This window comes from Falsigemmobacter intermedius (assembly GCF_004054105.1).
GTDB classification, from domain to species: Bacteria; Pseudomonadota; Alphaproteobacteria; order Rhodobacterales; family Rhodobacteraceae; genus Wagnerdoeblera; species Wagnerdoeblera intermedia.
This window is the reverse complement of record NZ_SBLC01000014.1, coordinates 17,202-35,912: the sequence shown is the minus strand read 5'-3', so window position 1 is coordinate 35,912 and position 18,711 is coordinate 17,202. Positions and strand designations below refer to the sequence as shown.

21 protein-coding genes are annotated in these 18,711 nt (G+C 65.3%); 8 read left to right on the top strand and 13 right to left on the bottom strand.

Going from position 1 to position 18,711, the window contains the following annotated elements; translation table 11 throughout:
* Positions 1-9 precede the first annotated feature (9 nt).
* Positions 10-1,272, top strand: coding sequence for an SPOR domain-containing protein (locus EP867_RS11265; protein WP_128489229.1), 1,263 nt, complete (start codon positions 10-12; stop codon positions 1,270-1,272).
* A 75-nt stretch (positions 1,273-1,347) separates the two neighbouring features.
* On the opposite strand, the gene EP867_RS11260 is transcribed toward EP867_RS11265, so the two are convergent.
* The 7 genes from EP867_RS11260 to EP867_RS11230 form a co-directional block, all read right to left on the bottom strand.
* Entirely contained in the window at positions 1,348-2,376 is a 1,029-nt protein-coding gene (locus EP867_RS11260; RefSeq protein WP_128489227.1) for a hypothetical protein, read from the bottom strand.
* 111 nt (positions 2,377-2,487) lie between these two features.
* On the bottom strand, positions 2,488-3,180 hold the full coding sequence (phoB, locus tag EP867_RS11255) for a phosphate regulon transcriptional regulator PhoB (RefSeq protein WP_128489225.1): 693 nt from the start codon (positions 3,178-3,180) through the stop codon (positions 2,488-2,490).
* A gap of 11 nt (positions 3,181-3,191) precedes the next feature.
* Complete coding sequence (gene phoU / locus EP867_RS11250) at positions 3,192-3,914, bottom strand: phosphate signaling complex protein PhoU (RefSeq protein WP_128489223.1); 723 nt, start codon at positions 3,912-3,914, stop codon at positions 3,192-3,194.
* A gap of 17 nt (positions 3,915-3,931) precedes the next feature.
* A complete protein-coding gene (gene pstB, locus EP867_RS11245) occupies positions 3,932-4,720 on the bottom strand; it encodes a phosphate ABC transporter ATP-binding protein PstB (RefSeq protein ID WP_380049794.1) in 789 nt (262 codons plus the stop codon).
* 20 nt (positions 4,721-4,740) lie between these two features.
* On the bottom strand, positions 4,741-6,057 hold the full coding sequence (gene pstA / locus EP867_RS11240) for a phosphate ABC transporter permease PstA (RefSeq protein ID WP_128489219.1): 1,317 nt from the start codon (positions 6,055-6,057) through the stop codon (positions 4,741-4,743).
* A complete protein-coding gene (pstC, locus tag EP867_RS11235) occupies positions 6,054-7,415 on the bottom strand; it encodes a phosphate ABC transporter permease subunit PstC (protein WP_128489217.1) in 1,362 nt (453 codons plus the stop codon). Before pstC ends, pstA begins: the two co-directional genes overlap by 4 nt.
* 58 nt (positions 7,416-7,473) lie before the next feature.
* Complete coding sequence (locus tag EP867_RS11230; RefSeq protein ID WP_128489215.1) at positions 7,474-8,493, bottom strand: substrate-binding domain-containing protein; 1,020 nt, start codon at positions 8,491-8,493, stop codon at positions 7,474-7,476.
* 231 nt (positions 8,494-8,724) lie between these two features.
* On the opposite strand from EP867_RS11230, the gene pheS reads away from it, so the two are divergent.
* Positions 8,725-9,795, top strand: a complete 1,071-nt coding sequence (gene pheS / locus EP867_RS11225) for a phenylalanine--tRNA ligase subunit alpha (RefSeq protein WP_128489213.1) — start codon at positions 8,725-8,727, stop codon at positions 9,793-9,795.
* 213 nt (positions 9,796-10,008) lie between these two features.
* Here pheS and EP867_RS11220 read toward each other — a convergent pair whose 3' ends face one another.
* The 3 genes from EP867_RS11220 to EP867_RS11210 all read right to left on the bottom strand — a co-directional run bounded on the left by EP867_RS11220 (position 10,009) and on the right by EP867_RS11210 (position 13,052).
* Complete coding sequence (locus EP867_RS11220) at positions 10,009-11,013, bottom strand: GGDEF domain-containing protein (protein WP_128489211.1); 1,005 nt, start codon at positions 11,011-11,013, stop codon at positions 10,009-10,011.
* A gap of 30 nt (positions 11,014-11,043) precedes the next feature.
* Positions 11,044-11,634 carry a heme NO-binding domain-containing protein gene (locus tag EP867_RS11215; protein WP_128489209.1) on the bottom strand — a complete coding sequence of 197 codons (591 nt, stop codon included), beginning with the start codon at positions 11,632-11,634 and terminating at the stop codon, positions 11,044-11,046.
* A 65-nt stretch (positions 11,635-11,699) separates the two neighbouring features.
* A complete protein-coding gene (locus EP867_RS11210) occupies positions 11,700-13,052 on the bottom strand; it encodes a GGDEF domain-containing protein (protein WP_128489207.1) in 1,353 nt (450 codons plus the stop codon).
* Between the two features lie 149 nt (positions 13,053-13,201).
* On the opposite strand from EP867_RS11210, the gene EP867_RS11205 reads away from it, so the two are divergent.
* Entirely contained in the window at positions 13,202-13,480 is a 279-nt protein-coding gene (locus EP867_RS11205; protein WP_128489205.1) for a DUF3572 domain-containing protein, read from the top strand.
* On the top strand, positions 13,471-14,178 hold the full coding sequence (locus EP867_RS11200) for an HAD family hydrolase (protein WP_241656894.1): 708 nt from the start codon (positions 13,471-13,473) through the stop codon (positions 14,176-14,178). The genes EP867_RS11205 and EP867_RS11200 overlap by 10 nt, the downstream gene beginning before the upstream one ends.
* On the opposite strand, the gene EP867_RS11195 is transcribed toward EP867_RS11200, so the two are convergent.
* Together EP867_RS11195 and EP867_RS11190 are read right to left on the bottom strand one after the other, a co-directional pair.
* Positions 14,171-14,863 carry an NUDIX hydrolase gene (locus EP867_RS11195; RefSeq protein ID WP_128489203.1) on the bottom strand — a complete coding sequence of 231 codons (693 nt, stop codon included), beginning with the start codon at positions 14,861-14,863 and terminating at the stop codon, positions 14,171-14,173. The genes EP867_RS11200 and EP867_RS11195 overlap by 8 nt on opposite strands.
* A gap of 27 nt (positions 14,864-14,890) precedes the next feature.
* A complete protein-coding gene (locus EP867_RS11190) occupies positions 14,891-15,292 on the bottom strand; it encodes a DUF983 domain-containing protein (protein WP_128489201.1) in 402 nt (133 codons plus the stop codon).
* Between the two features lie 265 nt (positions 15,293-15,557).
* On the opposite strand from EP867_RS11190, the gene EP867_RS11185 reads away from it, so the two are divergent.
* The 4 genes from EP867_RS11185 to EP867_RS11170 all read left to right on the top strand — a co-directional run bounded on the left by EP867_RS11185 (position 15,558) and on the right by EP867_RS11170 (position 17,815).
* A complete protein-coding gene (locus tag EP867_RS11185; RefSeq protein WP_164888837.1) occupies positions 15,558-16,217 on the top strand; it encodes an EF-hand domain-containing protein in 660 nt (219 codons plus the stop codon).
* A gap of 81 nt (positions 16,218-16,298) precedes the next feature.
* Positions 16,299-16,880, top strand: a complete 582-nt coding sequence (locus tag EP867_RS11180) for an RNA polymerase sigma factor (protein WP_380049791.1) — start codon at positions 16,299-16,301, stop codon at positions 16,878-16,880.
* Positions 16,864-17,295 carry a hypothetical protein gene (locus tag EP867_RS11175; RefSeq protein WP_128489195.1) on the top strand — a complete coding sequence of 144 codons (432 nt, stop codon included), beginning with the start codon at positions 16,864-16,866 and terminating at the stop codon, positions 17,293-17,295. Before EP867_RS11180 ends, EP867_RS11175 begins: the two co-directional genes overlap by 17 nt.
* Positions 17,288-17,815 carry a periplasmic heavy metal sensor gene (locus EP867_RS11170; RefSeq protein ID WP_164888836.1) on the top strand — a complete coding sequence of 176 codons (528 nt, stop codon included), beginning with the start codon at positions 17,288-17,290 and terminating at the stop codon, positions 17,813-17,815. Before EP867_RS11175 ends, EP867_RS11170 begins: the two co-directional genes overlap by 8 nt.
* Before the next feature lie 3 nt (positions 17,816-17,818).
* Here the strand turns inward: EP867_RS11170 and EP867_RS11165 are convergent, their stop codons facing one another.
* Positions 17,819-18,709 (bottom strand): LysR family transcriptional regulator, encoded by an 891-nt coding sequence (locus EP867_RS11165; protein ID WP_128489191.1) that lies wholly within the window; start codon positions 18,707-18,709, stop codon positions 17,819-17,821.
* Positions 18,710-18,711 lie beyond the last annotated feature (2 nt).

The window sequence follows — 18,711 nt, the reverse complement described above, 5'->3', positions numbered from 1 at the left end:
GGGTAGTCTATGTTTATTAAATCGCTTCCGGTCGCAATTACCGCGACCCTGCTCTGCGCCGGTGCTGCCGCCGCGCAAAGCCGTCCTCCGGCCGAGACACCGCCTGCGGGTTACGCGGGCCAGCAATATGTCGACAGCCGTGGTTGCGTCTATGTGCGTGCGGGCCATGGTGGACAGGTGAACTGGGTGGCGAGGATCGACCGCGCGCGCCGCCCGATCTGTGGCCAGACCCCGAGCCTGACCGAAATGGCGCAGGCCCGCGCCGCGCTGAATGCCCCCGCAGAAACCGCAGCCGCTGTTCCGGCCACCCCGGCGCCGGTGGTCGCGCCGGTGGCTCCGCGCCCGGTCCCGACATCGGCCCCGACCTCGACCTCTGTCGCGGCACCGGCCCGGAGCGTGGCGATTGCCGCTGCGGATTATGTTCCGCCGCCCGTAACCTATGGCGCGCCGCGCCCGCTGGCCGCGGCCCCCGCAGCGCCGCGTAAACCGGCTGCGGCCCCCGCGCCGGCGCGGCTGGCCGACAACAACCGCCCCCCGGCCACTCTTGGCGGACATCCCACCATGGTGGATCGCCGCGTCGGCTGCCCGGCCCAGACGCCCCATGCGGTCTGGTATGAACTCCAGGACGGCCGCAGAACGCTGATGTGCTCGAACAAACCGCATGACCTCGAAGGCATTCGCCCGGCCGGAGCGGCGGGCGCGGCCGCGCGCCCCCCCGCCCGGGTGCCGTCCGGTCAGGCCCCGCAGCGCGCAGGCGGGCAGGGCTATGTTGATCCGCCAATGGTGGGGGGCACCGGCTACCGGGTCTCTTATCCGCAGCGCACCGATCTGATGACGCCGCCACCCGGCTATAAGGCGGCCTGGTCGGATGACCGCCTTAACCCTCATCGCGGGCCGCGCTCGGCTGCCGGGGATGCGGCCATGGCGCAGATCTGGACCGAAGAGACGCCGCAGCGTCTGCGCCGCGCGGAGGATGCCCAACCCGCGCACAGCCGGGTCAGCAGCCGCAATGCCCCCGCGACCGCGCCTGTCGCTGCAGCGCCCGCAGGCCGTTTCGTCCAGATCGGCAGCTTTGCGCAGCGCGAGAACGCGGGCCGCGCCATTCAGCGTCTTCAGGGCATGGGTCTTCCGGTCCAGGTGTCCCGCAGCACGCTGCGCGGCAAAGCCGTGCAGGTTGTCAGCGCAGGCCCCTTCGCCTCTGCGCAGCAGGCAGCAGAGGCGCTGCGCCATCTGCGCGCTGCCGGATATGGGGACGCCATCCTGCGGCGCTGACAGACAGGTCCCTCAGGTGCAAAAGCCGCCCCCGGGGGCGGCTTTTTTATCGGGCTCCTGAGGGGGTCTCAGCGATTACCGGCTGCAGACATTCTGCAGCGCCAGCCATTCGGCATCGGGCATCAGCGCCCGGGCGCGGGCCGGGGGGACAGGGTCCTTTTCGATCAGCCCCCGCGTCGCCGTGGCTGTCGGGTCCAGGGACAGCGCATAGGCGGTGACTGAGACCTGCGCGCGGCTGAATTCGGCCAGAAGCTCCTCATCGGTGAGAGAGACCGGGGGCGCCTGAAGCTGCTCGGCCGCCTGCTTGCGCAGGGTGCCTGCGGGCAGATCTCCGGTTGCCAGCAGGGTCACCGTGGGCGTCAGGCCGCTGCCTTTGAGAACCCGCGCCAGCGGATCGGACAGATCCGTGCGCAGCTTCTCGGCCAGAAGATGGCCTGCCAGCACTTCGGGCGTGTCGTAATTCTCAATCAGGCGATGATCGACGAGGAGAAAGCGACCGGGAAGATTGGCGCTGCCGCCCTCTGCCAGACCTTCACGCAGGATCACCACCTGCACTGTGCCCGAGCCGAAAAGGCGCGTCGTCAGACGGTCCAATGCGGCCAGCCCCTCACGGGATGCACAGGGCGCTCCGGTGAAGCGGGTCATCTCTTTGAGAAGCGTGGTGCCGATCTGCTGGCGTTTGACGAAGGGCACTACCCGGGTGGTATGGGCGACCAGTGCATCGGGCAGCCAGAAGATCCCCGCCAGCAGGACGCCTGCCGCCACCACACCGGTGGTGATAAAGCGCAGACGGCCGCGACGGGGGCGGCGCCGGGTGATGGCGCTGCGCACGGTCTCGATCGCCTCGATCATTGCGGGCTCGGAAATCTCGATCAGTTCGGCATCATCTTCGGGACCGGGGGAATAGACGGCCACCTTTTCGCCGGGGTTGCGGCGCTGCAAAGCCGCCAGCGACCAATGCGTCAGCGCAAGCCCCGTGGCCAGATCCGAGAGCACCAGGGAGGCCTCACCGAAGGAGACCACCACCTCGCGCCGCTGCTCTCCGGGACGGGGAAGCCAGAGGCCCGTTGTCTCCAGACGGGCGTATTTTTTCAACGCGGTCATTTATGCCGTCCGGCCTGTCTCTGCCCTGCTTTTTCACGACCTTAGACGATGGCAGAGGCTGTTACAACGGGCAGTCCCGGCCCCGCCGCAGCGGCGGCGGGGCAGCGCCGGTCAGCCAAGGGCATAACCTGCGCCGCGCACGGTGCGGATCGGATCCTGGCCGCCCTCTTTCATCAGATTGCGCCGCAGCCGTCCGACATGCACATCGACGGTGCGCGTGTCGACATAGATGTCGCGCCCCCAGACCCGGTCCAGCAGCTGCTCGCGTGACAGAACCCGGCCTGGCCGCTCCATGAAGGTGACCAGAAGGCGAAATTCGGTGGGGCCCAGCGTCAGGGGCTGCCCGTTGCGCCAGACGCGGTGCTCTTCGGGATCGAGCAGGATATCCTGCCAGACCAGACGCTCTCCTGCGGCTGCCGGGCGCACGCGGCGCAACTGGGTGCGCAGCCGCGCCATCAGCTCCGCCACCGAATAGGGCTTCACCACATAATCATCGGCCCCCGTCTCAAGTCCGCGCACGCGGTCGAGTTCTTCGGAGCGTGCGGACAGCATGATGATCGGGATCGAGCGTGTCTCGGGCCGGGATTTGATCCGCCTGCAAACCTCAATGCCGGAGACATTGGGCAGCATCCAGTCGAGGAGGATCAGATCGGGGACCTCCTCTTCGACCTTCAGAAGCGCCTCATCGCCGTTGAGTGCCTCAACCACATGGAAGCCTTCTGCGGTCAGGTTGTAGTGCAGCACTTCCCGCTGGGCGCTTTCATCCTCGACCAGCAGAACGACGGGCTTTCTTTGTATATTCATCCGCCCGTCCCTCAGCTCTGATCTTCGGGCGAGCTGACATAGGCGGTTTTATCCGCCTTCAGCCGCGCCTCATCGGGAAGCTGGCCTGTGGCCAGATAGATCACCTGCTCGGCGATGCCGGTGGCGTGATCGCCCATCCGCTCAAGGTTCTTGGCAATGAAATGCAGATGCATCGCATTGGTGATGCTGGAGGGGGCTTCGAGCATATGGGTCAGCAGCACCCGGAAGAGGGCGTTATAGACCTGATCGACATCGCGGTCGCGGTTGCGCACATCTTCGGCGAGCGCCACATCCTGGCGGATATAGGCATCAAGCGCATCCGAGAGCATCTGCTGCACCTGACGCGCCATGCGCCGCGCGGTGCCCGAGGTATCACCCACCGGCGCGGTCTGCGACAGCACGGTGGAGCGTTTGGCGATGTTTTTCGCGTAATCGCCCATCCGCTCCAGCGAGCCCGAGATTTTCAGAACCGTCAGCGCGGTGCGCAGGTCTTTTGCCGCAGGTGCCCGCAGTGCGATCAGCCGCGCGGCCTCTTCGTTGATCTGCTGCTCAAGGCTGTCGATCACTTTGTCGGTCTTAATGACCTCACGGGCGAGGTCTTCGTCGCGGGTTTCCAGCGCGCGGGTGCAGTCGAGGATCGCGTTCTCAACCAGCCCGCCCATCTTCATGATAAGCGCCTGGATCGCCTCAAGATCGCGGTCAAAGGCCGAGGAAATATGCGGTTGATGTGCCATGATGTCCCTCTGCGGTCTCAGCCGATACGTCCGGTGATATAGGATTCCGTGCGCGGATCGGTCGGATTGGTAAAGATCTGTCCGGTCTCACCATATTCCACCAGGTTGCCAAGATGGAAAAAGGCGGTGCGCTGGCTGACGCGGGCGGCCTGCTGCATCGAGTGGGTGACGATCACCACCGAAAACTGGCTGCGCAGCTCATCGATCAGCTCTTCGACCTGAGCGGTGGCAATCGGGTCAAGCGCCGAGCAGGGCTCATCCATCAGCAGGACTTCCGGTGAGGTGGCAATGGCGCGCGCAATGCACAACCGCTGCTGCTGGCCGCCCGAAAGCCCGGTGCCGGGCGCGGTCAGACGGTCTTTCACCTCATTCCAGATCGCGGCTTTGCGCAGGCTTTTCTCAACGATTTCATCGAGTTCTGCCTTGCTTCGCGCAAGGCCGTGGATGCGCGGCCCGTAAGCCACATTGTCGTAGATCGATTTCGGGAAAGGGTTCGGCTTTTGAAACACCATCCCCACCCGTGCACGCAGCTGCACCGGATCGACGCGGCGGTCGTAGATGTCCTCGCCGTCAAGCTCAATCTTCCCGCTGACACGGGCCGAGGCCACGGTGTCGTTCATGCGGTTCAGGCAGCGCAGGAAGGTCGATTTTCCGCAGCCCGAGGGGCCGATGAAGGCGGTCACGGTTTTGTCGAGGATGTCGATATCAACATCCTTCAGCGCATGGGTGGTGCCATAATGCACCTGCACGCCCCGGGCGGTCATCTTAGAGGTCTGGCTGTCCACGGTTCTCTCCGCAATTCGCATGTCTTTCACGGGGCGGCTCCTTACCAGCGACGCTCAAAGCGGCGGCGCAGCAGAATGGCGATGGCATTCATCACGATCAGGAACAGCAGCAGGACAATGATTGCGCCCGATGCGCGTTCCATAAAGGCGGGATCTGCCCGGGTCGTCCAGTTGTAAACCTGAACCGGCAGGGCAGAGGCGGGATCAAAGAACCCCTCCGGCGGGGCGGCGGGATAGTCGCGCACAAAGGCAACCATACCGATCAGCAGAAGCGGCGCGGTTTCGCCAAGCGCCTGGGCCAGACCGATGATGGTCCCGGTCAGAATGCCCGGCATCGCCAGCGGCAGAACATGGTGAAAGATCGCCTGCATCTTGGACGCACCCACCCCGAGCGCCGCATCGCGGATTGAGGGGGGAACCGCCTTCAGCGCAGCGCGGGTTGAGATGATGATGGTCGGCAGCGTCATCAGCGTCAGCACCAGACCGCCCACGATCGGGGCCGACTGCGGCATGCCGGCGAAATTGATAAAGATCGCCAGACCAAGAATCCCGAAGACGATCGAGGGCACCGCTGCGAGGTTGGAGATATTCACCTCGATCAGATCGGTCAGCCGGTTTTGCGGGGCAAATTCCTCGAGATAGATCGAAGCGGCCACGCCCAGCGGCACCGAAATGCACAGAACGATCAGCATCATATAGGCCGAGCCGAGGATCGCCACGCCCAGACCCGCCGCTTCGGGGCGAAGCTCTGAGGCATCGGGCGCGGTCAGGAAGGAGGGGTTGAAGCTCAGCTTCAGCATGCCTGCCTCACGCATCGCGGTGGCAAGGGTCAGCTGCTCCGGGCTGATATTGCTGTCGAGCTTCGCGCTTTCCATCGTCACGCGGCCCTTCAGGAAACCGTCGATGCGGCCATTGGCAAGGGCATCAAAACTGAGCTGCTGCCCGATGAGGGAGGGATCTTCCAGCACCAGGCGGCGCAGCACGGCAGGGGCTTCCTGCGACAGCATCCCCGCGATGGCTTTGTCGTTCAGCCCGCTGGTGTCGAGGCCCTTTGCCGCCAGATCCTGCGCAAGCTCCCGGTCGAGAAGGCGCTTATAGGCGATGGTGGTGACCTTTTGCAGCGCCTCCGGATCGGTGCCTTTGGGGGCAATAATGGCCGCATCAAGCGTCATATCCAGCGTGATGACGCCCTGACGGAAGGCCCCGAGGCCATTGCCCAGCACCGAGGACAGCAGGAAGATCAGCGCGGCCACTGCCAGACCCACAGCGCCCAGGCCCATCAGGCGAAAGCGGCGCTCTGAGCGGCGACGGGCTTTGCTGCGCGGATCTGCGACGTAAAGCGAGGACGGGGTGCTCATTCGTATTGCTCCCGGTATTTGCGCACGATCACCAGCGCCAGGATGTTCAGTCCAAGGGTGAAGATGAAAAGCGTGAGGCCAAGGGCAAAGGCCACCAGCGTCTCGGGGCTGGCAAATTCGGTGTCGCCAGTCAGCTGGCTCACGATCTTCACGGTGATGGTCGTCATCGCCTCAAAGGGGTTGAGGTCGAGTTTTGCGGCTGCACCCGCCCCCATGACCACGATCATCGTCTCCCCAATCGCGCGGCTGGCCGCCAGCAGAACGGCCCCCACCACGCCGGGAAGGGCTGCGGGCAGAACGACCTGACGGATGGTTTCGCTTTGCGTGGCGCCAAGGCCGTAAGAGCCGTCGCGCATCGCTTGGGGGACCGCGTTGATGATGTCATCCGAGAGCGAAGAGACAAAAGGGATCAGCATGATGCCCATCACCAGACCTGCCGTCAGCACCGAGGAGGAACTGTCGCCAAGGCCCATGGGCTGCGCCAGGTAATCGCGCAGCAGCGGCCCCACGGTGATCAGCGCAAAAAGCCCGTAAACGATGGTCGGAATACCGGCCAGGATCTCAATCAACGGCTTGGCCAATGCGCGCATGCGGGGCCCCGCATATTCCGAGAGGTAAATCGCCGCCATCAGCCCGACCGGCACCGCGAACAAAAGCGCGATGAAAGAGATGTAAAGCGTGCCCCACAGAAGCGGCCAGAGACCCAGTTGCGAGCCACCGCCAAAGCGCGGCGACCAGGTCAGGCTGAGGAAGAAGTCCCGCGCCTCATAGACCTGGAAAAAATGCACCGTCTCAAAGATCAGCGAGGCGACGATGGCAAAGGTGGTCAGAATGGCGATGAGCGAGGCCCCCATCAGCATCGCCAGAATAAACTGCTCCACCAGATTGCGCGCGCGGGCTTCGGGGCGGATGCGTAAGAACGCCCAGACAGCCCCCCCGAGGGAGAGCGCGAGCGCCGCGAGGCTCAGCATCTGGCGGGAACTTTCCGCGCCTGCCCGCAGCGCCTCGGCCGCAGCCAGCACAGAGGGCAGGGTGGCAGCAGCAGCGGGCAGCCCGCCCGCGATCCGCCGCGCTTCATCAAGCAGCAGTGCAACGCCCGATCCGGCCGGAATATCCGAGGCCGGGATCATGCCGGCAGCCCGGCCTTCGAGGAAGACCGGCTGCAGCAGGAGCCAGACTGCGACCAGCAAAAGCGCAGGTACGGTGGCAAAGAGAAAAACCGACTGGCCATAGGCCATGGGCAGCGAATGCAGCTTTTGCCCCGAGCTTTGCGCACCGAGCAGCGCCCGGCGGCGGCCCAGCACCAGCCCGGCGATCCCGGTGCAAAGGATGATGAGGATCAGAAGGCCAGGGGACATAGGTCTCTCCGCGCGAAAGGCGGGCAGCGCGAGATTTCGCGCTGCCCTTTGGGTCAGATTATTTTTTCAGGATGTCCTGAGCGGCCACAGCCGCCTGGGTGGCCGCCAGCTCGGGGTCAGAGACGAGGCCGTATTGTGCCAGCGGGCCATCGGGGCCTGCCATATCGTCCGAGACAAAGAATTCGACGAATTCCTGCAGACCCGGGATCACGCCGATATGGGCTTTCTTCACATAGAAGAAGAGCGGACGCGAAACCGGATAGCTGCCATCGGCGATGGTCTCGGTCGACGGGGTCACGCCGTCGATGGTGGCGACGCGCAGCTTGTCGGTGTTGTTTTCATAAAACGACAGACCAAAGATGCCGATGCCGTTTTTATTGGCCGCAACGCGGGCCAGGGTCTCGGTGTAATCGCCGTCGATATCGACCGAGACGCCATCGGTGCGCAGCAGGGTGCAGGCTTTGCCATCGCCCTTGGCTGCCTTGAACAGATCTTCCGCGCCGGTGGCTTTGCAGCCGGCGTGCAGCACTTTTTCCTCGAAGACTTCGCGGGTGCCGTGTTTGGTGCCCGGAACGAAGGCCAGGATCGGCTGGTCGGGCAGGCTTGCGTCAACCTCTTTCCAGGTCTTGCGGGTGTTCGGCACCAGCTTGCCGTCGACGACCACTTCCGCAGCCAAGGCGTTGAACCACTGCGAGGGCGTGAAGGCGAATTCCGCGCCATTGATGTCCGAGGCAAAGACGATGCCGTCATAGCCGATGCGGACTTCCATCACCTCAGTCACGCCATTGGCGGCGCAATCAGCCAGTTCCTTGTCGCGGATCGGGCGCGAGGCATTGGCGATATCGGCGGTGGTCGGGCCGGTGCCTTCGCAGAAACGCTTGATGCCGCCGCCGGTGCCGCCTGATTCGACGACCGGGGTCGCAAAGTCGAAGTTCTCACCAAAGGCTTCCGCCACGATGGTGGCATAGGGCAGCACCGTCGAGGAGCCTGCGGCCTGAATGTTGTCACGGGCAAATGCAGCCGAAGCCGCCACGGCGGAAATCGCAAAAGCGGAAACAGAGATCTTCAGAAAGGACATGGATCGCTCCTTCAGGGTCCGGGCCGGGTCTCGGCCTCTCGGGGACTGTCCTAATGCGGTTCTGTGACGCTTCTGCTGCAGCTTTGTAACAGCTCCATGACAATGCGACGGTTTTGCAAATTTCGGAAAATTCGTCGCGGTCCGGCTCCGGCAGGCGCGAAGCCGCCCCGCGGTTCTGGACAAACGGCGCACCTGCCGCTAGCACGAGCCGACACTTCTGGAGAGGTTCCGATGATCCCGCTTGATACGCTGCGCGCCCGTTATCTGGAGGGTATCCGTGCGGCCGCCGATGAGGCTGCGCTGGAAGAGCTGCGCCTTGCTGCCCTGGGTAAGAAGGGCGAAGTGGCCCTTCTGATGCGCGAACTGGGCAAAATGAGCCCCGAAGAGCGCCAGACCATCGGCAAATCGCTCAATGAGCTGAAAGACGAAATCGACGCTCTGCTGCGCGCGCGCAAAGCCGCTTTCGCCGATGCGGCCCTCGATGAGCGGCTGAAAGCCGAATGGCTCGACGTCACCCTGCCGGGCCGTCCGCGCCGCATGGGCACCATCCATCCGGTCAGCCAGGTGATGGAAGAATGCTCGGCCATCTTCGCCGATATGGGCTTCCGCGTGGCCGAAGGTCCGCAGATTGAGACCGACTGGTATAACTTTGATGCGCTGAACATCGCGCCCGAGCATCCCGCGCGCCAGGAGCATGACACCTTCTTCATGCACCGCGCCGAGGGCGATGCCCGTCCGCCGCATGTGCTGCGCACCCATACCTCGCCGGTGCAGATCCGCGCCATGCTCGACCAGGGCGCGCCGATCCGCGTGATCGCGCCGGGTCGCGTTTACCGCATGGATATGGACCAGACCCATACCCCGATGTTCCACCAGATTGAGGGCATGGCGATCGACCGTGACATCTCGATGGCGAACCTGAAGTGGGTGCTCGAGGAATTCTTCTCGGCCTATTTCGGCACCAAGGTGAAGACCCGTTTCCGCGCCTCGCATTTCCCCTTCACCGAGCCTTCGGCGGAAGTCGACATCCAGTGCTCCTGGGTCGGCGGTCAGCTGAAAGTGGGTGAGGGTGATGGCTGGCTGGAAGTTCTCGGCTCAGGCATGATGCACCCGAAAGTTCTGCAGGCGGGCGGGATCGATCCCAACGAATGGCAGGGCTTTGCCTTCGGGATGGGCATCGACCGGATGGCCATGCTGAAATATGGCATCCCGGATCTGCGCGCCTTCTTTGAAAGCGATCTGCGCTGGCTGCGCCACTATGGCTTCGGCGCCCTGGACGCGCCGAGCATTCACGCAGGCTGATCCCCTTCGCCGGACGAACAGGACGGCCCTGCCAGAGATGGCGGGGCCGTTTTCGTTTTCGGCCGCTGCTGTCGGGCGCATGACAGGGGGCAGGCATTTCATATGAGAGGTGAAGTGCAGCCTCCCGGGCAGGGCTGCGATATTCCGGGCCCTGGCTAAAGTCGCTCAGGCCAGAACACTTCAGCTCAAAAGCCGTGCGTCGCGATCGGATCCTCAGTCCGATGGCGGCGTCTTTGGGCCCGCAACCTCACTCGCAGGGTCGGCAGCGCGGGCGGTGCGGCCTCCGCCCGCCCTTTTGGCGTGATAAAGCGCCTCATCCACCACGGCCAGAACCCCTGCGGCGGTAGCGCCGGGCGGGGCGATCACAAAGCCGATGCTTGCCGAGGCGGTCAGCAGGCGGTCCTGCCAGCGCAGCGGACGGGTCAGCCGGCTGAGCAGGCGATCTGCAAGGCGCGAAAGGGCGGCACTGTCGCTCAGCCCCGGCAGCAGAAGCAGAAATTCGTCGCCACCGATCCGGGCGGATAAATCGCTGTCGCGGGCTTCGCCCTGTAAAATCTGCCCCACATGCCGCAACAGAGCGTCCCCGGCCGCATGTCCGAAGCTGTCGTTGATCTTTTTGAAGTGATCGAGATCGAGGTGAAGGACGCCGAAGGGTGCCGCACCCCCCAGAAGCGCCTCCAGCATGTCATCGGCGGCGCGGCGATTGCCAAGCCCGGTCAGCGCGTCGCTGTGCGCCTGGCTTTCCGCGGCTCTGCGTGCGCGCTGAAGGCGGCGGGTCAGTCCGGTCAGCTCAGCGGTGACGAGGCTGTTGGCTTCGATCAGAAACAGCAGCTCCATCGCAGGATCTGTCGGCGCGAAGTCCGCGACCGTGAGGTCATGACGCCGGACAGCCTGGGGCAGGTCGATGCCGAGGGCGAAATTGACCAGCGCCCCGCCATCGGCCAGCGGGACCGCCAGCGCGCGCAGCGTCGCTTCAGGCCGGTCGCGGCTGTGCAGACGCAGTCCGCGCGGGCCGCAGTCGCGCAGTCCGGCGAGTGTCGTGATCTGCTGCGGATGGCTGATCCGGATCAGGTCGAAAAACTCTGCCCCCTCCGTCAGCGCGGGCAGCAGTCGCGGTATGGCCGGGCCAGGAAATCGCACCCGCCCCCGGCGGTCTAGGGTCAGCGCCATCGGCATCAGCCGCCCGAGCATCTCAGGCAGGATCTGAATCGCTGCCACCGGGACATCAGGGGGGGCGTGTTATCCGGTTCAAAGCCGCTCTCCGGCCAGATCGAAGCGCTGTCCGTTGGTGAAGTTGTCCAGATGCAGCTGCACCCGGATCTCACCCCTGCCGGAGGCGGCGGGGACTGCCTCGCTCAGGATCAGGGCGCCGTAGTCATCCGCCATGACGTCGATCACCCCCTTCAGAATCGGCGTGAAGGCGAAGGGCTCTGCGCAGCGCAGCACAAAAGTCGCCTCTCTCCCCTCTGACAGGCGGACATCGGGAAGGCGGATCAGCGGAAAAGCAAGGCGCGCGCGGTCCGGCAGCTCTTCAAGTGACCACAGAAAGTCGGTGAAACTGCGGCCGCCGAACCGCAGCAGCCGCCGCAGCGGCAGACCCGTCTGTGAGGTGACAAGCCATTGTCCGAAATCCTCAAGGATTGCGGCCTCAGGCCGGTTCAGCCGCTCAGAAGCGGCGGTGAGAATCGCGTAGCTGAGGGCATCTTCATAGGGCAGGAGTGCCTCAAATGGTTCCGGCCCGAGCGCGCAGTCCCCCGCCACCTGCTGCCAGAGGCTGTCACTGTGCATATCGCGCAGAAAGCTGCGCAGGGCGCGATTGACGAGGCCAAGCATATCCATCCTTCAGATCCGAGCCGCCTATGTCAGTCTGCGCCGCATCCGTTAAGAAAGCGCGAAGAGGCCCGTCAGGCCGCAAGCTGACGGGCAAGACAGACCTGATTGCGGCCCTGGCGTTTCGCGCTCAGCAAAGCCTCGTCCGCCCTTTTGAGCATCTCATCGGCCAGACAGGCGGCACCGCGGCTCAGCGCCAGGCCGATGGAGGCGGTGACGGGAAGCGAGCGGCGCTCTGCGGGCAGGGGGATCGGCCGCAGGGCAAGGGCGCAGCGCAGATGGTCCGCCAGAGCCAGCGGATCGCGGCCCGCGCCAAGCTTTGCGGCGATCAGAAATTCCTCGCCGCCATAGCGCGCGATCAGGTCATCCGGCTCAAGGCCGCTGCGCAGGCGGCGGGCCACTTCGGTCAGCACATCATCGCCTGCGGCATGGCCAAAAGTGTCATTCACCTGTTTGAAATGGTCGAGATCCAGCAGCATCACCGCGCAGTCCGTGCCCCCCGGCCCGGTCTCTCTCAGCATGCGCGACAGCGCTGGCAGGGCGTGGCGCCGGTTGCTGAGGCCGGTGAGCGGATCGGTTAGGGCAAGGCGCAGCCCGTCGTGCAAAAGGCGCATCCGCGTTTCATTGCGCAGCCGCCGCCCGATCAGCCGGCGCAGCCGGGTTGCTGCTTCCAGAGGGGTGACCACCGCGGGCAGCACCGCATCCGCCCCAAGATCAAGCGCCGCCGCATCCTGCGCCGCCGTGCCTGAGGGGCTGATCCGGACCAGGGGCGCAGCCGCCGGCCCGCGCCGGGCGAGAAGATCAGCCAGAAGGCCCGGGGCCTCCTCCGCGCCGGGGGCGGCGCAGAGGAGGAGGGCGTCGGGGGAAAGATCCTCCCGCTCAAGGAGACTTCGGCGCGAGAGTGGCGTCAGGCGATGCGGCGCAAGAAAGGGTCGCAGGCTGCGGCACCAGGATTCTGCCCGGGCTTCGGGGCCCACAACAGCGATGAGAGAGGGACGCTCAAGGCCCGGCGGAGCCTCGCAAAAGCCGTCCGGCATCTCGTCATAAAGCGCGCGCGGGCCGCTGCTCTGGCGCAGAAAGCTGCGGATCTGTGCCAGCTGAAAATGGGCAGATGCATCCTCGGGCAGCACCTCGCTGGCCCCCGCCAGCAGCACCCTGACCCGGGCCTCCCCCTCTCCCTGTTGCAGCAGCGCGAGGATCGGCAGGCCAGGTTGCCCGGCCCTTCGGCGCAGAAGATCGCAGGCCGAGGGCCCCGTGATCAACCCGCCGCTGAGGAGAACCAGATCGGCCGGGGGGCCGCGCAGAAGTGCCAGCCCTTCCGCCAGACCGCAGGCGGAGCGCACCTCATAACAGGCGGCCTGAAGTCCCGCCTGAAGCCGGATCCGGCGCGGTGCCACCTCATCTATGATCAGCACGCGGCGCAGCATCCGGGTCAGTTTCCTCCGCTCAGGGCCCCGGAGCCTTGCCTTGGCTCCGCCTTTGGGTCACCTTGCCGCCGATTGGTTAACAATTCGTTGCGCGGAGCCGGAGCGCCCGCAGGGCCGGGGCGGCCGATGTGCGGCGACAGGGGTTTTAGATGAAACGGGACTTGGCGGAAACGCTTGCGCTTCAAGCGCTTGGCTGGATTGCGAGTGAGGATGAACTCTTCGGGGTTTTCTTGAATGCGACCGGAGCGAGCCAAAGCGACCTTCGTGAACAGGCAGGCAATGCGCATTTTCTGGGCGCGGTTCTCGACTTCATTCTGCAGGAAGATGACCGGGTGCTGCGCTTTGCGGAAGCCGCCGGTGTGGCCCCCACGGCACCGGGGCAGGCCCGCCAGGTGCTGCCGGGCGGGGAGACACCGCATTGGACGTGACCGCTCTGCCCATCCGGGGGCTGATCTTCGACAAAGACGGCACGCTGTTTGATTTTCGCCGCACCTGGAGTGCCTGGTCCGCGGCGCTTCTGGAGGATCTGGCCCCCGGCGATCCCGCCCGTCAGAACGAGATGGCGGCGGCCATCGGCTTTTGCCGCGAGACGCTGGACTTTCGCGCACTCAGCCCGGTGATCGCGGGAACTCCGGCTGAGGTGGCGGCCTTATTGCTGCCCTTCCTGCCGGGGCAGCAGATGGCGCCGCTGGTGGACCGGATGAACCGGCTGGCCGAGGATGTGCCCCTGGCCGAAGTGGTGCCGCTTGCGCCGTTGCTGCGTGATCTGATTGCGCGCGGCTATGTCCTGGGCGTTGCGACCAATGATGCCGAAGCCCCGGCGCGCGCGCATCTGAGCCGCAGCGGGATCAGCGGATTTTTTGACTTCGTTGCGGGCTGCGATTCAGGCTTTGGCGCCAAACCGGCGGCAGGGCAGCTCAGGGCCTTTTGCCGGGCCACCGGCCTTGTGCCCGAGGAGGTCGCAATGATCGGGGACAGCACCCATGATCTTCATGCCGCAGAAGCCGCAGGCATGACGGCTGTGGCGGTTCTGACCGGCATTGCGACCGAAACCGATCTGGCACCGGTGGCGGATGTGGTTCTACGCGATATCGGCGGATTGCCGGAGTGGCTTTCGCTTAAATGATGCGGCGAAACTGCGGGACGGGGCCGGAGTTGTCGAAGAAGGGCACCCCTTCGTCGCGGCTGCGGCCCTCAAGGTGATGGCCGATCTCGGCCAGAACCACCTCGGTGATGAAGGGCAGATCGAAAGAGCGGACGCGTCGCAGCGGGATCCACTGCAGGTGCGACAGCTCATCCTGGGCGTCGGAGAAATCATCGGTATCCCCCGTAAGCGCCGAGGCATCCGCCAGAAAGAAGCGCGCATCAAAGCGGCGCGGGCGGCCCGGCGGGGTGATGGCGCGGAACACGAACTGAAGCCCCGCCGCATCGGGCAAAAGACCGCGTGCGGCAAGTTTTTCCCAATCACCGCCCGGTGCATCGGGCCAGTCTCCGGGCTGTGCAAGCGTCAGGCCGGTTTCCTCCCAAAGCTCCCGCACCGCCGTGACGGCGAGGGCAGCGGCCGTCAGGCCGGGCAGGGTGGTCTGCTGCGGATAGGCTGACAGCAGCGCCTCGCAGCGGGCATTCAGGGGGCGGGCAAGCGGGACCGAAGTATCGCCGTGATCCACGGCACCGCCGGGAAAGACGAACTTATTGGGCATAAAAGCCGCAGCCGCACCGCGCTGACCCATCAGAACCTCAGGTCCTTCACGGCCCTCGCGCGACAGAATGATCGTTGCGGCGTCGCGCAGGCGGCTTTTATCCTCAGTCATGCTCTCCCTTTCCCCCCTGATGACGCTTCAGCGCGCGCTGACGCGGCCAAAGCCGTGCATGCGCCGCGACCACTGGACCCCGATCAGCGCGCCTTTCAGACGCGGCAGGAAATAAAGCGACATCGCAACAGCGGCCACCGAGAAGAGGACCGAGAGCATGACCGGATCGGGGCGATACTTGGTGAAAGCCACATAAAGCAGCGGCCCGAGGATTTTGCCGACCAGAACGATGGTCAGATAGGCCGGGCCGTCATCGGCGCGGTGATGGTAGAATTCCTCACCACACTCCGAACAGGCGGTGTTCACCTTAAGATAGCCGTCAAAGAGCGCCCCCTCGCCGCAATGCGGGCAGCGACGCAGATAGCCCTTTTTCATGGCGGGCCACATCGGGCGGTCGTCGACGATCGCGGTGGTGACTGACTGGCTCATGGTAATGCCTTTCCCTCAGGTCCTGAACGCATATGGGTTGCCCGAAGGCATAGCGCATCCTGCTTGTGCCAGACTGCGGCAAGGTGCCGCAATAGCCTGTTTTCCGGGCAGATGGTCCTTGCGTTCTTCCTGCATCCCTTTCGCGGCGGAAAAGCTGTTCTGACGCCCCCTGCAAATTTTTTTACGACAGTTTCGACGGAAAGCCGTCCGGGCCGCGTTTGACTGATATCGACGGGCAATGAGCCCGGAGGAAAAGGAGACGGAAATGATCAGCAAGACCCTTCGCCCGGTGGCACCGGCTCTCGCTTCGGTTCTGGCCCTCGTGCTTGCAACCGGCGCTGTCAGCGCACAGGACGCAGGCGCGGCACCGGCAAAGCGCCCGGCCCCGCTGATGCAGCTCGACACCGATGGGGACGGCCGCATCACCCGCGCGGAATGGGATGCCCCCCGCCTTGAGCGCCTCAAGGCTATGGATCCCGATCAGGACGGCTTTGTCACGCTCGAAGAGATGAAGGCCGATGCAGTGGCCCGCGCCACCAAACGCGCCGAGGCTATGGCGGAGCGTCGCTTCAATCGTCTCGACACCGATGGCGACGGCAAAATCTCGGCCGCTGAGGCCATGATGGCCCCCCCTGAGGGACGGCCTGGTCCCAAAGGCGGCAAAGGCCACGGCCCGCGCGGCAAAGCCATGGGCCCGATGGGCGGGGATTTCCACGCGAACTTCTTTGAGCGCCTTGATGCCGACAAAGACGGCGTGCTGAGCGCCGAGGAGCTTGAGGCCGCGAAAAAGCGGATGGAGCGCGGCCCGCGCCATGGCGCAAAGGGTCACCACGGCCACCACGGTCCTGAGGGCGAGCGTGGCCCGCGCGGACCGCGCCCGGAAGCTGCCCCGGAGGCGGGGGCTGACAAACCGGCCGGGAACTGACAGGTTCCCCCGGCGGGGCGCTGAGCTTCGCCGGGGGGCCTTGCCTTTCGCTTTGTAACGGTATGCGCAGGGAAAATGGCGTTGGATTCTGATCTTGGCCCGGCCTCCGAAGAGGCGCTGCTGCGTCTCTATGCCAATGGCGACGATCAGGCGGCACGCGAGCTGGCGCGGCGCTTTCTGCCCCGGGTTCTGGCCTATGGGCGGCGGATGCTCGGCGATGGCGATGAGGCGCAGGATGTGGCCCAGGAGGCCATGGTGCGGCTCTGGCGGATCGCGCCTGAGTGGCGCTCGGGAGAGGCGCAGGTCTCGACCTGGCTCTGGCGGGTGACGGCGAACCTCTGCACCGACCGGCTGCGGCGCAGGCGGGGCGGCGTGGCGCTTGAAGATGCCCCCGAGCCTGAGGATGACGCGCCCTCGGCCCTCCAGCAGATGGTCGAGGCCAACCGCGCGGCCGCCCTTGAGGCTGCGCTGCAGAAACTGCCCGAACGGCAGCGCCAGGCCGTGGTGCTGCGCCACCTTGAAGGGCTGAGCAATCCCGAAATCGCCGAGGTCATGGCGATCGGGGTTGAGGCGGTGGAAAGTCTGACGGCGCGCGGAAAGCGTGCATTGAGCGCCCTTTTGTCGGGGCAGAAGCAGGAACTGGGGTATGAAGATGACCGCTGATAAATCGCTGAGAGATCACGATGAGGATGCTTTCCTTGATGCCTTTTTCATCGCCGCCCGGGCGCAGCCTGAAAGGGTGCCTGAGGCGCTGACGGATCAGGTCCTGCAGCGCGCCGCCGAATTGCAGCCCCGCGCAGCGCCGCTGGCGGCTGCGCCCGCCCGTCCCGGACGGGGCCGGATCGCGGGCTTTTTCGCGGGGCTGTTTGGCGGCGGCCTTTATGCCGGTCAGCTCGCGGGTATTGCCCTGGCGGCTGTGGCTGGTGTCTGGATGGGGCTGGTTCAGCCCGTAAGCCTTGGCATTGCCGGTGATATCGACGCTGAATTTATTGAAACGATTGAACTTCTGCCCGATGGCCCGGATGTCTGGGCGCAGGAGTTGGGGCTGGATCTGGGGACGGAAGACCGCGATGACTGAGCCATTGAATACCCCTCGTGCTTCGCGCCTTCGGGCGCGGACCTGGATCCTGACGCTGTCGCTCGCGGCCAATGTGCTGGTGGCGGGGGTGGGTCTGGGCACCTGGCTGCGCCACTCCGGCCCGCCGCCCGAGCCGCCGCAGGCGGAGCGGCGTCTGGGCTTTGGTCAATGGGCGGCGGGGCTGGAGCGCGAAGATCACCGCGCCCTGCGCCAGGCCTTCGAGGCCCGGGGCATGGATTTCCGGGGCCTGCGTCAGGCTGAGATGGCCGATCGCCGCGCGCTGCTTGAGGTTTTGCAGAAAGTCCCCTTCGACGCTTTGGCTTTTGCTGAGATCACCGACCGGATCACGGCCCGCGCCATGGACCGGATGTCCCTGGGCAATGAGCTGATCCGCGATCACGTCATTGCCATGGACGACGCCCGCCGCCGCGCCTTTGCCGAGCGTCTGGAGGTTGCGGTGAAAAAGTCCGAAGCCCCGCCGCGCCCGCGTGCGGAGCGTCAGGGCACCGCGCAGGATTAACCCTCAGAGCAGCTGCTGCTGGCTTGCGGCAAGTTCGCTCAGCAGCCAGTTGCGCACCACACGCAGCCGGCGCGTGCCGATGTGATCGCGGTGCGCAGTCAGCCAGTAGCTGCGCCTGAGCCGGATCTGATCGTCCAGAACCGGCACCAGCCCCGGCGTGCCGCGCGCCACATAACAGGGCAGCACTGCCAGCCCCAGACCGCGCTGCGCGGCCATGGCCTGGTTGAAGATGCTGGCACTGCGAAACACCGGGCGCAGACCGGGGCGCAATTCGTCGAGGTAATCCAGCGCCGGGGTGATCAGCATCTCTTCGATGTAACCGACAAACGGCAGGTCGTTCAGGGCCTCAGCGCTTTCAGGCTGACCCTTGGCGGCCAGAAGATCTGCCGCGCCGTAAAGCGCCAGCGCATAGTCGCAGAGCTTCTCAGACTGCCAGCCGCCCCGCTGCACCGGGTCGAGCGTTATGGTCACATCCGCCTCGCGGCGTGAGAGGGACAACACCTGCGTCAGGGTGATGAGATCGAGGGTAAGCCGCGGAAACCGCTCCAGAAACCGCCCGAGAAGCTGGTCGCTGAAAAAGGCGCCGAACCCTTCCGGCACCGCCATGCGCAGCACACCGGACAGTCCCGGATCGCGGGATTCTTCCGGGCTGACAAGGGCAGAGGCCTCTTCCATCTTTTCTGCCTGAGCGATCAGCCGCCGCCCTGAGGTGGTGAGGCCATAGCCTCTGGCCGAGCGCTCAAAAAGCCGCTGCCCAAGGCCCTCTTCCAGCCGTTCGATGCGCCGTGCCACGGTGACATGAGAGGTGCCAAGCGCGCGGGCCGCGCCGCTGAGCTGCCCGTCGCGGGCCAGGGCAAGGAAGAACCGCAGGTCATCCCAGTTGAAGTGGTCCATGT